Genomic DNA, 15,232 nt, shown 5'->3' with positions numbered 1-15,232 from the left:
CAACAGTACCCGTTGGAGTTACCCACATTCCAACATCGGTTCAATAGTAATACTGACACAGTTTATTTTACAGACCCGGTACGACGAGAAAAAAGGGGTCTTTCGACCCCTTTCAAATTTTCAATAATCAATTCTCAATTCTTCTAAGGCTTCGCCCCTCTCACAATTTCCACCCAGCCATTGTACACCTCACCACCATCAACTTTCAGTCGGTAATAGTAAATACCATCCGCAACGTTGTCGGCGTTCCAGAAGTTTCCTTCGCGGTAGTCGCCTGACTTAAACACTTCGTTGCCCCAACGGTTAGTGATGATGAGCTGATGTGTACCTGTAACCGGCAGGTTCAGGATCTCGAACTCATCGTTAATGCCGTCGTTATTCGGAGTGAAGATATTGGGTACATACAAGCTTGTCTCGAGAGGTATCTCGACGTCCAGAGTCTTGATACAGCCTGCGGCATCGCGAACCTTCACGCGATACACGCCTGGCGGCAGATAGTCGTACAGATGAGTGAACCTATTCTGTGTGTTGAGTTTAAGTTTCTCCCAGTCTTTGATCACAATATCATCGTCGGCAGTTGTCAAAGAGATCTCATAGTAAAGATCATTGTTCGAGCCAACAAAACGTGTTCCGCCGGTAGCGTTCGCGATCTCTATTGATCCCGTGTGTTTTGGTTCAGGGAAAGATGGTTTCACCGTGCCCAACGTGATGCCTAACAGTTCGCGAACATCGTACACTACAGTATCTGATACCAGCGTACAGGTTCCTGCTCCGGTCGTTTGTTTCTGAACCATCACGAAGCGATATGTGCCCGGCGTGTTAAGGAACGCATGAGCCGGCGGCGCATAGGCAAACGTAACTGAGCTCGACAGAGGGATGCTGCTGGCAGCCAGGCTGTCAATCTTGAAGAACTTATCGTCGTTGCTGAATACACGGATCACGAACGGTTCGCTTTGCTGGCCTGTGATGTTGTTAATCGTGAGGTTCACATTACCACAGTTCGACAACACTTCGAAGTCAGCAAGGGCGATAACGCCGTTAATCGTGATGGCATCTGTGCGTGTAGGACACGTCGTAGTGCTCGACTTGATGTACAGGTAGTACACGCCTGCAGAAAGATCAGCAAACGTTACGTTCGGCAAACTTGGCGATGCATAGTTAATGAATTCGCTGTCAGCGGGAACATTAAGGGCATCTTTACTAACTGCCACCTGATAGTTGCCTGCCTCGGAGATTGTGACACGAATCGCGCCGCTTTCGCCAGCGTTATCACAGGTTGCGTCGATAGCAGTGATGCTTACCACTGCAAGCGGCACCTGGCCAGGAGCCTGCACATTGATAGGCTTGCTTTGTATACAATCCAGGTGATCCCTCACATCGACAATATAGTTTCCTTGTGCAAGGTTGGCGTATGCTTTCGTTCCACCAGTGACATCCGCAAAGTCGGAGACGACGATATAACCGGAAGGATCTGTGCTAAACGGCACTGCTTTTTTGAGTCGTGCCTGGAGCGGGTTTGCACCAGAATCACCACCACCTATACCTGTTACATTTATGCTTCCATCCGTACCATTGCAGGTGGTTACATCAGTTGCAGCCACCGCGAAATCGATCTTTGCATATGTGTGTTTGATGCGTACCATCACCGTGTCAGGACAGGTGAAGTTAAAGTTGTCATCAACCTTGATGATGATAAAATCATTGTCGTCGGCTGGCAATCCACCTGGAAGCGGAGCTCCCGGTGTGAAGGTCTGAGCCGTAGATTCAACACCATCTTTAACATAACGGTACCAGTATTCGCCGGTGGTTGAGCCGTCGACTTTAAGAATGGCGTTACCATCCGTTCCGCCATAGCAGCTCACGTTTGATGACACCTGTTTCTCAAGAATCTCAACCTGAGTTTTGAGGTCGAGGAAGAAATCTACAGGACCGCAGCTCTTTCCATTTCCTTCATCAATGATGGTGTATTGGTAAAGGCCTGAACTCAGGTCATTGAATGTAGCCGTGCTTGAAGTAAACTTCGTTTGCGTGTTGCCATTGATCGTCCAGAGGATTCTGAACGTTGTAGGCGTTCCGTCGGCGCGGCTGATATTGAATGATACCTCACCAGCATCACGATCGTTGCAGCTCGGTTGCGTAACAATGGTAGGTTGAATTGAACTGAAGTTCGTACAGTCGCTCGGGCCAGGGCCACCACCGCAAGCCGGATCTCCCACGAGGCGTACACTCACAGTAGCTTTGTTTGTCAGTTCTGCTGAGCATGAACCTGCAATGGCGAAAACATTGAATGTTGTCGTAGCCGAGAGAAGACCAGTAGAGATCGTGATGGTACTGCCAGTTCCGGCTATTGGTGACCCGATATTGACATCACCTGCGTCGTTACGCAGCTGATACTGAATACCCACCTGAGAATTGGCTATGGTTATTGCCGATGCTGTGTTAGAGCAAATGAGCGCCTGTGCAGCATTCACCGCGAGGGTGAGATCAGGGGCAGGATTCACCGTGATCGACTCGTTATCTGTCAGTAATATTGAACAGCTTCCGTTGCTGGCGATCACGCCGAACGTAGCCGAAGTTGTCAGGTTACCAGTAGGAATGTTCAGGGTTGCACCTGAACCGGCTACAGGACTGCCAACGGGAGTGCTGGACGTTAGGTTCACAAGTTGATAAGTCACTCCTGTTTCGCTGGCCACAACCTGGATGAAGGTGCTGGTTCCTGCGCAAATCGAATTCGAAGATGAACCAACGGTGAGGCCGGCATTCACTGTTCCGGAAACGGTAATCGTTACCACTGTCGTCATTTCGACCGGAGCACATACGCCATTAGTGGCAAGTACGTTGAATGATGTGGTCGCGGAAAGAATACCTGTGGAAATCACAATATCTGACCCTGTACCCACGACCGCTGCCCCAATATTGGCATCATTTGAATCGTCTCTTAACTGGTAAGAGACACCCAGTTCGGAGGCCTGAATTGTAATGCCGCTGACACCGTTCGTGCAAAGAGGATTAAGTGTCGCCGTAATGGTCAAATCCGGATCTGGAGCAATGTCCACATCTACAGTCACGACGTCGGTCATTTGAATCGAGCAGGCGCCATTGTTAGCAAGTACGTTGAATGAAGTAGTTGCAGTCAGGTTGCCCGTCGGAAATACGATTGTTCCACCAGTGCCAGTTACGACCGCTCCAACTGCGGCATTCGTAGCGTTGTCGCGCAGCTGATAATCGACACCATTTTCAGAGTTATCCAATTCGATATCTGTGCCGGAGCCAGAGCAAATCGGTGAAGCAACAGCAGTCAAAGGCAGCGTTGCATCAATGGTTCCCGACACGTTGACCGTTGCCTTGGCCGTAAGTTCCACTGAGGCGCAGCCAGGAGCAGTAGCGAACACGTTAAATACTGTTGTAGCTGTAAGCACGCCCGTGTTAAGGCTGATCGTGCCACCAGTGCCTACCACCGGAGCGCCTATGTTGGCGTCGGTAGCATCGTCGCGCAGCTGATAACTAACTCCAGTCTGAGAAAGTGTTACAGTGATCTGTGTCGAACCACCGGAACAAAGCGGATCGAGTACCGGCGCGACGGCGAGAGCAGCATTAGGGGCAGTGCCTACCGTTACCGTTGGTTTGTTGGTTAACTCTATCGAACAGGAGCCGTTCGTTGCAAGTATATTAAATGTTGTTGTTGCAGTCAGGTTGCCAGTAGGCAGCGAAATGCTACCACCAGTACCTGCCACAGCAGTTCCAACATTGCTGTCATTGGAATCATTACGCAACTGATACAATACGCCGTTCTCGCTGGTCGGTATGGTTATGTTCGTCCCTGAGCCTGAGCAAATAGGGTCGTCATCAGGTGTTGCACTGATGCCGGCGTTGATTGCTCCGGAAACAGTGATCGTCACCGTATTAGTCAGCTCGACAGGTGTGCAGCCGCCAGCAGTAGCCAATACGTTGAACGAAGTTGTCGCCGTGAGTGTGCCCGTTGGCAATTGAATAACGCCGCCTGTTCCAACTACCGGTGCACCGATGTTCGCGTCGTTGGCATTATTTCTCAATTGATAGCTTACGCCAATCTGTGAGCCTGTCACGGTTACATCGCTGCTACCACCCGAGCAAAGCGGGTTGATCGTGGCAGAGACAGCGAGGTTCGCCAGAGGAGGCTGGTTAACAGCAAGCGTATGAGAGCTGCCGTCAACGCCGGTACATCTTGCATCTGAAACACTTTCAATAGTGTAGAGTGCGGTTGCTGTCGGATTGGAAATGGGAATGCTAAATGTATTGAAAGGCGTGGAAATCACCGGTGATGTGGTTCCGCTTCCGTCCGAATAGGTGAATGACCAGGGAGCCGTGCCTGTAAAGGTTACTGTCAGCTGAGTAGGCGTACCGGCACAAACCGATGCTGGACCCGTGATTGTTGCTGTTGGCAAAGGAATGACCGTAATGCTGATGTTTTGAACCGCACTCACGCAGGTAGTCGTTCCGTTTGTTACTGTAACGGCAGCGCTATACGTACCGCCTGTGACACCTGATGGTATGGTGATGGTGAGCGGTGCCGCGGTTACCGCCGTTGTGATATCGGCAAAACCTGCCAGCTGCGCAGGGGCGTCGAAATCAACCGTGATGGTTGACGGCGTACCCGCACCCGTAACCGTGTAGGTCAGCTGGACCGATGGCGTGCCGGCACAAACCGGCGCGATCGCCGTCGTGCTCACCGTTGGTAATGGGTTGATCTTTACTGTAACCGGAATGGCAGCAGAACCACAACCTGATGTGCTACTCGAAACGATCAGCATGGCATTGTACGTTCCGGCGATCGCCGATGCGGGAACATCTACTGGAATCGCTCCGGCCGGCAGGTTTGTTGTGGTTACATCGGCAAAGCCCTGACCCTGGGCAATCCCATCGAAATCGAGCGCGTATTGATCCGCTCCGCCGCCTACCGCTGAGTATGCTAGCGATGCCGTAGCGGCACCGATACAAACTTCGACATCGGCATCCACCAAAGTAATAGATGCTGCAGGGTCAATTTGAATCGTCAATGACTGAGCAACAGAAGGGCATCCGGGCGCCGCGCTGGAAACTGTAACGGTCGCGGTATACGTTCCAGCGGCTACCCCACCAATGGCCACACTGATGGGCGATGCGGGGAGCGGCTGGTCTACCACGTCGGCTAAACCAGCGATGTTGGCTGCATTGTTAAAATCAATGGAATAGGTTGTCGGCAGACCGGTAACGGCCGTATACTGCAGATCGACTGAACCCGCTCCTTCACATACAGTAAGGCTAAGGTCAGTGAACGCAATGGTCGGGATCGGATTGATTGTTAAGCTGATCGGCAATGCCGCGCTGGTACATCCCGTCAATGAATTGATGAACGTAACGGTGCCGGCATACGTGTTCGCTGCTACTGATGCAGCCACTACGATGTTGATCTGACCCGCAGGCAATGTTGTTGCCGGAACGTCGGCAAGGCCCGCTGAGTTGGCGATGCCATTAAAGTCGATGCTGTATTGATCTGCTCCTCCCACAGGGGCTGTGTATATGAGGACTGCAGGCGATGTGCCCTGGCAGATCGCAGGAATCGGTGATAAGGTTGCACCTGGGATATCGTTGATGATCACTGACACTGGAATGGATGTGCTGCCACAACCTGTTCCGGCGTTCGTGATGGTCAGTATTGCATTATAGGTAGTAGCTGTCGCTGTCGCCGGAATGGCGATCGGTATAGCGCCAGCGGGAAGCGTCAGGTCGGTTACGTCAATGAATCCGTCCGCGTTGGCCGGCCCATCGAAGTCCAGGCTGTACTCATCAGCGCCATTCGTTGTGGCGGTGTAAACCAGCGAGGCGGTGGTAGCGCCCAGACATACCTGAGGATTCGGATTGGTCAGCGTAATGGTCGGATTGCCGTTGATGCGGATGCTGATCGTCTGCGGTGCGCTTGGACAACCCGTCGATGTATTGGTCACCACAACGGTAGCGCTATACAATCCAGGTGCCGCGCCTACAGGCACGGTGATGGGTATCGGGGATGCTCCTAAGGGCGTGGCCGGTACGTCGACAAAGTTCTGTCCTTCTGCAATACCATCGAAGTCGATCGTGTAACTGTTGGGTGATCCCGTGGTGGCTGTGTAGACCAGGTTAACTGAATTGGTACCCTGACAGATCGCCGGTATAGGGTCCAAAGTGATGGTCGGCGTCTCGTTGATCTTTACACTGATAGGCAGAGTCGCGCTCACGCATCCTGTCGTGCTGTTTCGTACCGTGAGCGTACCAAAGTACGTATCGGGTACGGTAACCGGGTTGATGGTGATGTTGATCGCCGTGGCCGGTATGGCCAGGTTGGTCACATCGGCAAAGCCCGCTGCATTGGCGATGCCGTTGAAGTCTATACTATATTGATTCGCGCCGCCCGATACTCCTGTATAAGGAAGTGGGGCAGTCAGTATGCCATGACAGATCTCCGGATTGGCATTCGTTATGGCGATGGCCGGTGTATCGTAGATGGTAAGCGTAACCGTTTGACCGGCGCCTACGCAGGTAGTGCCACCGTTGCGAACAGTCAGGACGGCCGTGTAGGGGGCGATCGGCGTTGCTGTAGCGGGGATAACCATTTGGATCGCCCCTGCCGGCAACGGCTGGTCTACGATATCGATAAATCCATCGCTGTTGGCAGCGGGGCTGTAATCAAGACTGTAAGTGGTCGGACCTCCAGAAGTGGCCGTGTATGCCAGCGGTGCTGAGGTCGCTCCCAGACAAACCTCAGGAGTGAGGTCGGTAATGGTGATGGTCGGACTCGGGTTGATCGTTAAGCTGATCGGCAATGCCGCGCTGGTACATCCCGTCAATGAATTGATGAACGTAACGGTGCCGGCATACGTGTTCGCTGCTACTGATGCAGCCACTACGATGTTGATCTGACCCGCAGGCAATGTTGTTGCCGGAACGTCGGCAAGGCCCGCTGAGTTGGCGATGCCATTAAAGTCGATGCTGTATTGATCTGCTCCTCCCACAGGGGCTGTGTATATGAGGACTGCAGGCGATGTGCCCTGGCAGATCGCAGGAATCGGTGATAAGGTTGCACCTGGGATATCGTTGATGATCACTGACACTGGAATGGATGTGCTGCCACAACCTGTTCCGGCGTTCGTGATGGTCAGTATTGCATTATAGGTAGTAGCTGTCGCTGTCGCCGGAATGGCGATCGGTATAGCGCCAGCGGGAAGCGTCAGGTCGGTTACGTCAATGAATCCGTCCGCGTTGGCCGGCCCATCGAAGTCCAGGCTGTACTCATCAGCGCCATTCGTTGTGGCGGTGTAAACCAGCGAGGCGGTGGTAGCGCCCAGACATACCTGAGGATTCGGATTGGTCAGCGTAATGGTCGGATTGCCGTTGATGCGGATGCTGATCGTCTGCGGTGCGCTTGGACAACCCGTCGATGTATTGGTCACCACAACGGTAGCGCTATACAATCCAGGTGCCGCGCCTACAGGCACGGTGATGGGTATCGGGGATGCTCCTAAGGGCGTGGCCGGTACGTCGACAAAGTTCTGTCCTTCTGCAATACCATCGAAGTCGATCGTGTAACTGTTGGGTGATCCCGTGGTGGCTGTGTAGACCAGGTTAACTGAATTGGTACCCTGACAGATCGCCGGTATAGGGTCCAAAGTGATGGTCGGCGTCTCGTTGATCTTTACACTGATAGGCAGAGTCGCGCTCACGCATCCTGTCGTGCTGTTTCGTACCGTGAGCGTACCAAAGTACGTATCGGGTACGGTAACCGGGTTGATGGTGATGTTGATCGCCGTGGCCGGTATGGCCAGGTTGGTCACATCGGCAAAGCCCGCTGCATTGGCGATGCCGTTGAAGTCTATACTATATTGATTCGCGCCGCCCGATACTCCTGTATAAGGAAGTGGGGCAGTCAGTATGCCATGACAGATCTCCGGATTGGCGCTCGTTATGGCGATGGCTGGTGTATCGTAGATGGTAAGCGTTACCGTTTGACCGGCGCCTACGCAGGTAGTGCCACCGTTGCGAACAGTCAGGACGGCCGTGTAGGGGGCAATCGCTGTTGCTGTACCGGGGATAGCCATTTGGATCGCCCCTGCCGGCAACGGCTGGTCTACTATATCGATAAATCCATCGCTGTTGGCAGCGGGGCTGTAATCAAGACTGTAAGTGGTCGGACCTCCTGATGTGGCGGTGTATGCCAGCGGTGCAGTGGTCGCTCCCAGACAAACCTCCGGAGTGAGATCGGTAATGGTAATGGTCGGACTCGCGTTGATTGTTAAGCTGATCGGCAGTGCCGCACTCGTACAACCCGTCAATGAATTGATGAACGTAACGGTACCGGCATACGTGTTCGCTGCTACTGACGCAGCCACTACGATATTGATTTGACCCGCAGGCAATGTTGTTGCCGGAACGTCGGCAAGACCCGCTGAGTTGGCGATGCCATTAAAGTCGATGCTGTATTGATCCGCTCCTCCCACCAGGCCTGAGTAAGCCAGGATCGCAGGGCTTGTGCCCTGGCAGATCGCAGGGATAAGTGACAATGTTGCTGCAGGATTGGTATTGACCGTTACCGTAAATGGTTGTGTCGTACTGGAGCAACCTGTTGATGTATTGGTAACCGTTATAGTTGCGTTATAGATGTCAGGTGGTGCGCCGGCTGGAACAACAATATTTATTGGCGAGGCCGACAATAGTGTGGCAGGGACATCTGCAAATCCCTTGCCTTCAGCAAATAAATCGAAGTTTATGGTATACTGGTTGGGACTACCCGCGGTTCCACTATACACTAAATCTCCAGAAGTTTCCCCTGCACAAACGGAAGGAAAGGTGCTCAGCGTGATCGCCGGATTGGCAATCACGTTTATCGTAACCGTAACCGGTGTACTGGGACATCCCGTGGAAGTATTTCTTACGCTAAGTGTTGCCGTGTAGTTTCCCAACGCGGCGCCTGCCGGAACTGAGATGGTAATCGCTCCCGGCGGGAGGAGCTGATCGGTTACGTCGGCAAATCCCTCGTTTTCGGCTGCCAGATTAAAATCAAGGCTATACTGAGAAGGTGAGCCCGTTGTAGCAGAATATGTAAGCGCTACTGACGTTGCACCGCTGCAAACGTCAACAGGCGAGTTAGGAGTTATCGTAGGCAATGCCACGATATTAGCTACAACAACCCCTGGCATGTCGTCTTCACATATGCCTGATTTTGCGTGTATTTTGAAATTGTTTCCATTGGTAAAGGTTCCAAATGGAACGGTGAACGTAAGCGGACTTCCCGTTCCTGTTTGAATGATTCCAGTTGGATTGATACCATTTCGGTAAACCTCATAGGTGACTCCGGGTTCCGATCCATTCAAAGTAAGTACCAGGTCCGAGCCAGTACAAACTGTAGCGGGACTTGGTGTGCTTAAGGTAAAAAAGACAGGAGATGGGTTTGCTATTACTATCGGAGGAAACGTTCGCGAACAGTTCGTGTTATTGTCCCTAATGGTTAACTCATAGTTACCCCCTAACAATCCGCTGATGTCCTGGCTTGTTGATGTGTAACCAAGCGTTGGCTCACTCCATGAATAAGAAAGGGATCCAGATCCCCCTGAACCAGTAACATTGATTGCCCCATTGGAAATCAAACAATCCGTATTGTCTGATTTGCTATCAAGCGTCATTGCCAGGGAAATTGGATATTCAGGAATCAATACGTTGGGTAGCGACGCCGATGTATTGTTGTCCTGAACCAGTAAGGTATAGGCACGCCCAGCTCCCGGCCCACCAGGAAGACTGCTAATAACTACCGTGGATCCAACGGTGGTACTGATGGGTACGATGTTCGGGGGGCCGAACAGATAAACAGTGATTGGATTTACACCTGAAATGATAGTCACCTCAAGTGAACCATTCGGAAATCCTTCGCAAGCGCCCTTAATGTTCTGAACCGAAAATGTTGGCTGGGCATATGCACTGTAGGACAATATCAAAAAACCTACAGCAAAGAATATTTTCAGAATTTTAGTAGCCATGCATCATCAATTGACCGTTACCTTTAATGACTTGGAGCAATAATTATCACCCTCCTTTTTGCTCACTATCACAATTAGATACTCGCCAGCAGTTAAGTCTTCGAAGGTTGTTTTATCCGTATTGAGCTGGTTGTTGCGTTTGGGACCAAACAAGTTCATTTGAAACCTGCTCGCGCTTTGATTGTCCTTAAACTCAATTTGTATGGTTGACTTTCCCTCGTTCGCCTTTATCACTTTTGCTTCTGCTTTAATTTCTTTGCATTGGGCAATTGCTGAGACGCTCGAAAGTAATCCAATCATCATGACGAGCAAGATGAATGCTGAATGCTTGGGAGTGATCATGTCTGGTCTTGAAAAAACTAATCTGTCGTTTATAATCCTCAAAAAATCATTGTAACCCGTCGTTCACCGCTTTATAGGTCGTTACAATCGCTTTAGTCTAAAAAATCGTTCATCAAAAAATGTCGGTACATCATACGTGTACCATATCCGTTAGAAAGTCAAAATTTCGGTTTGAGAATCTCGCTCATCACGACTGCCTTCCGAACTTTGTCCATATCTCCGAAGTCGTTCAGGTACTCTTCGGCAAGATTGGAACCGCTCGTTTTCTCAAACTCTTTGAACTTTCCAAAACTCACAACGGTATCTCCCACTTTCATGGTCTCTTCCAACGAAGGCCGGGAGAAGGCCTCCTTCCTGGCACGCTCATAGGTCTCGATCACCTCACTATCCTTTCGGTTGTCGTAGTTGACATCCTCCAGGTCGCGTTCCTCTTCACCGATCTGATCATCGTAATCTACTACGGGTTCTTGTTTAGGAGGCGTCGTCTTTGCCTCCATAATTTCCCGCATCAGCTCCTCAAAGGTCATAGCCTTCGGCTGCTGTTTTTGGGGTTCGGGCCGGTTCACCGTATCGGCCAACGTTCTGGTAGCAGGCGTACGATCAGGAAATTCGCGTCTGCGGGGTGCCACAGTCTCGCGAGGATTATTCCTGGGGGTGCTTGCTGGTTTCTTCGGATCCTTCTTCAGCAACCGGCTTAAGCCGTAAATCGCTGCGAGGACCACATAGATCCAGAATTTTTCTACGTCCATTAAAAACAAAAATATAAAAAAAAACGAAACGAGAACGGTTACGGGACACGTTCCCAACGTAAGACCGATTCAACCAACGGTTTGATCTTTCGCACGTAATGGTTTTACCAAGTGGAAATTACATCCTACCCAATGCCATTCAGTCGATGGGATGCAACGAGTTGCACCGGGCTCAAACCATCGCCGTACTACATTAGGATCAGCTGGATGAAGGCATCTAATTTCATGTTCGTAGCTCTAAAATAAGTGGCTTTCCATTCCAGAAAGGCACTTTTTGACGGCGGAAAGAGATCCTATATTAAGGGTAATCGATACTGTGTTAACTGATTTTGAATTGCCCACCCTACTCCCTTATATTTGCCCACCTTTGAAAGGGCACCGCGTCCGTTTGACCACTACTCGAACACTCACAAGCCGCGGCGAAACCACTCTCTTTTAAGGGGCTTTTTTACCAAACAACCACTATAGCATGCAACTAGCGAAACTGGAGATAAAAGGCTTCAAGAGTTTTGCCGACAAGATCGTGATCAACTTCGATGAAGGCATTACAGGGATCGTGGGTCCCAACGGATGCGGCAAGTCGAATGTTGTAGACTCGATCAGATGGGTACTCGGCGAGCAGAAGACCAGCGCGCTTCGTTCGGAAAAGATGGAAAACGTCATCTTCAATGGAACGAGCCAGCGCAGCGCCCAGCAAATGGCAGAGGTTTCCCTCACCATCAATAACACGAAGAACATTCTCCCTACAGAATATTCACAGATCACCATTACCCGTCGTCTATACAGAACGGGTGAAAGTGAGTATCTTCTTAATGGTGTCGTGTGCCGATTGAAAGACATTACCAACCTGTTCCTGGATACCGGCGTTGCCTCAAACAGTTACGCCATTATCGAGTTGGGCATGGTGGATGATCTGCTCAACGATAAGGACAACAGCCGCCGTTCACTTTTCGAGGAAGCTGCTGGTATCTCCAAGTTCAAGAAGCGTAAGAAAGAGACGCTCAAGAAACTGGAAGATACTGACGCCGACCTCGAGCGTGTAGCCGACCTGTTGTTCGAGATTGAGAAGAACATGAAGAGCCTGGAAAAGCAGGCCAAGCAAACAGAGAATTACTACCGCATTAAGGAAGAATATAAGAATAAGAGCATCCAGCTTGCCAAGGTGATTGTTAACAAGCAGACAGGTAAACTGCAGGGCATCACCCAGAAGATCAACGAAGAGAACGATCGCAAGCTTGGACTGGCTACTGATATAGCGGAGCGTGAGGCTTCGATCGAACAATCGAAGACTGAACTTATTCAGAAGGAGAAAACTCTTTCTTCACGCCAAAAGGCCATCAACGAGTTTGTATCGAAGATCCGCCACTACGAAAGCGAAAAGCAGATCAAGAACGAGCGTTTGAAGTACCTCAACGACCGGGCTACAGGCTTACGTGATCAGCTGGATCAGGACCGCAAGAGCAACGACCGCGCGCGTTTCAGCATTCAAAGTCTCGAAAACGAAAGAGTTGCCGCTGAGGAGATCCTGGAAGAAATCACGCATAAGCTTGATACTCTGAAGGGCGACTACGATAAGCAGCGCGCCATTACCGGTGAGTTGCAAACACAGGCAGACTCCATCCGTCGCATTCAGCGCGAGAAGCAGGAGGAGAACTTTCAGATCAATAAGGACCTTGAGATCCGCCAGATCCAGGTGTCGTCACTAAAACAGGAGCTTGAGAAAGCGGCTTCTGACACCACGCAGCAGAATGCGAGCCTTGTTGAGTTTGAGAAGAAACTTCACATTCTTCAGGAAGAACTGAGCCAGAAGAACCGTACACAGGAGAACCTGAAGAAAGAAGAAGAGACTGTGAAGGCACGCATTGCCGACATGGAGAAGACAATCGAGATGATCCGCGAAGAGTTAAATCAGACCGGTCGCAAGCTCGATGCACGTCAGAATGAATATAACCTTACCAAGTCGCTCGTTGAAAACCTGGAAGGATTTCCCGAGGCAATCAAGTTTTTGAAGAAGAAGGTGGGCAAGAATGCTCCCCTCCTGTCCGACATCCTGACGACGGCAGAAGAATACAGGGTATCGATCGAGAACTACCTCGAGCCATACCTGAACTATTACATCGTCGATCACGAAGCGGAAGCTTACGAAGCTATCAACATACTTAGTGACGCAGCAAAGGGCAAGGCGCACTTCTTTATACTTGATTCATTCGAGCGTTTCGAATCGACGCCCATCCGGATATACGACAATGCGTTTCCCGCTACGGAGATCATCGAATATGATCAGAAGTATCGCAAGCTCATGGCGTACATTCTTGATAAGGTGTACATCTACGAAGGCGATGTAAAAAGCATTCCTTCAAGTGATGACAATACCTTCATCACGAAGAACGGCAAACTCACCCGCCGCAAGTTCAGCATCTCAGGTGGGTCGGTAGGCCTTTTTGAAGGCAAGAAGATCGGTCGCGCGCGCAACATGGAGAAGCTCGAGAAGGAGATTAAAGAGCATTCACAAAAGCTCAATGAAATCCGTTCGAGTCTTGTTGAAAAGCAAGCTGACCTTGAGAAGCTGCGCAACAACAAGTTGCGTCAGCAGATGGAAGAAGTTCAGGACGACATCCGCCAGGTTAACGAAGAGTTTGTCTCTATCCGTACGAAGCGTGAGCAGTTTGCACAGATGCTGAGCAACGCCGACCTGCGCCGTGAAGACATTCTGGAAAAGATTGACACGTTATTGTCGGAGATTGATGATCTCAAGCCAAGGTCGCAGCAGGCACAGCACGAACTCGATCATCACGACGTTCGCCTCACTACAATGACTGACGAACTCTCTGCAAACAGTGAGCTGTTGAGTCAGAAGTCGGCGGCGTTTAACGAGCAGAACATCTTTTTCCATCAGCAGGAGAACCGCGTGAAAAGCATCGACCAGGAGATCCGCTTCAAGCAGGAGTCGATGGAACAAAGTGGCAAGCGCATTGAAACGAACGTTGAGGAGCTGCGCAAGAACGAGGAAGAAGTAAAGCGCATCATCGAAGTGACCAACTCCAATGACGACGAACTGCTCGGCATGTACGAGGAGAAGGAGAACATGGAGAAGGGCCTCGGTGAAGCGGAAAAAGAATATTACGAATCACGCGGCGGCATCGACAAAGTCGAGAAGCAGTTACGTGAGATTCAGCATCAGCGCCAGAACATCGACACGTTGCTGATGGAACTGCAGGGGCAGCTCAATGAGAGTAAGATGCACCTCAATTCTGTGAAAGAAAGATTGTCGGTTGAATTTAATGTAGATCTCGACTCCATTCTGAGTGAAGCAACTGCTGAAGAAGCAGAGGCGATTGCAGAGCTCGACGAAGACAAGATGCGCACCGACGTCCAGAAGATGCGTGATCGTCTCGACAACATGGGTCCTATCAACCCGATGGCCATGGAGGCCTATACGGAGATCAAGCAACGCAACGATTTCATTAATACACAGAAGGAAGACTTGTTGAAGGCGAAGGATTCGCTCATGAATACGATCACGGAAATCGAGACGGTTGCCAGCTCAACGTTCATGGAGGCCTTCACAACGATTAAAACGCATTTCATCAGAGTATTCCAGTCATTGTTCACAGACGGAGATGAGTGCGATGTGCGCCTCACAGATCCGACCAAACCGCTGGATTCCGAGATTGAGATCATCGCCAAGCCTAAAGGAAAACGTCCGTTGACCATTAATCAGCTGTCAGGAGGAGAAAAGACTTTGACGGCTACTGCCCTCCTCTTCTCGATGTATCTTCTGAAGCCAGCTCCGTTTTGTATCTTCGATGAGGTAGACGCACCGTTGGATGACGCGAACATTGATAAGTTCAACAATATCATCCGTACCTTCAGCAAGGACTCACAGTTCGTAATCGTAACGCACAATAAGCGTACGATGTCGTCTACTGACGTGATCTATGGAGTAACGATGGTGGAGAAGGGTATATCGCGGGTGGTCCCTGTTGACATGAGGGAACTCGCTTAGCGTCTTAGCACTAAGTAAGGTACTGGCTCCCAGCGAGCCCGCACCAGAAACGACAAACCAGTATCACCAATTGCCAGTTAATAGTGAAAGCCATTCCGCGAGGGGTGGCTTTT

General features: G+C 50.7%; 4 protein-coding genes. 1 reads left to right on the top strand and 3 read right to left on the bottom strand.

Translation table 11 applies throughout. The features are described 5' to 3' along the window. Window positions 1–143 precede the first annotated feature (143 nt). The 3 genes from WBG78_RS26535 to WBG78_RS26525 all read right to left on the bottom strand — a co-directional run bounded on the left by WBG78_RS26535 (window position 144) and on the right by WBG78_RS26525 (window position 11,113). Window positions 144–10,022 (bottom strand): gliding motility-associated C-terminal domain-containing protein, encoded by a 9,879-nt coding sequence (locus WBG78_RS26535; protein WP_337329543.1) that lies wholly within the window; start codon window positions 10,020–10,022, stop codon window positions 144–146. Window positions 10,023–10,028: 6 nt separating this feature from the next. Continuing rightward, the gene (locus WBG78_RS26530; RefSeq protein WP_337329542.1) at window positions 10,029–10,364 is read right to left on the bottom strand and encodes a hypothetical protein; all 336 of its coding nucleotides are present in this window, start codon (window positions 10,362–10,364) and stop codon (window positions 10,029–10,031) included. 158 nt (window positions 10,365–10,522) lie between these two features. Beyond that, on the bottom strand, window positions 10,523–11,113 hold the full coding sequence (locus WBG78_RS26525) for a hypothetical protein (protein WP_337329541.1): 591 nt from the start codon (window positions 11,111–11,113) through the stop codon (window positions 10,523–10,525). A gap of 469 nt (window positions 11,114–11,582) precedes the next feature. Here WBG78_RS26525 and smc point away from each other — a divergent pair, with 469 nt between their 5' ends. Continuing rightward, window positions 11,583–15,119: a chromosome segregation protein SMC gene (gene smc, locus WBG78_RS26520; RefSeq protein WP_337329540.1), complete on the top strand. Its 3,537-nt coding sequence runs from the start codon at window positions 11,583–11,585 to the stop codon at window positions 15,117–15,119. Window positions 15,120–15,232: the final 113 nt, after the last annotated feature.

Origin of the sequence: Chryseolinea sp. T2 (genome assembly GCF_037203685.1) — a bacterium.
Taxonomy (GTDB): domain Bacteria; phylum Bacteroidota; class Bacteroidia; order Cytophagales; family Cyclobacteriaceae; genus Chryseolinea.
Note: the sequence above shows the minus strand (reverse complement) of the source record. Positions and strands in the feature narration are given on the sequence as shown.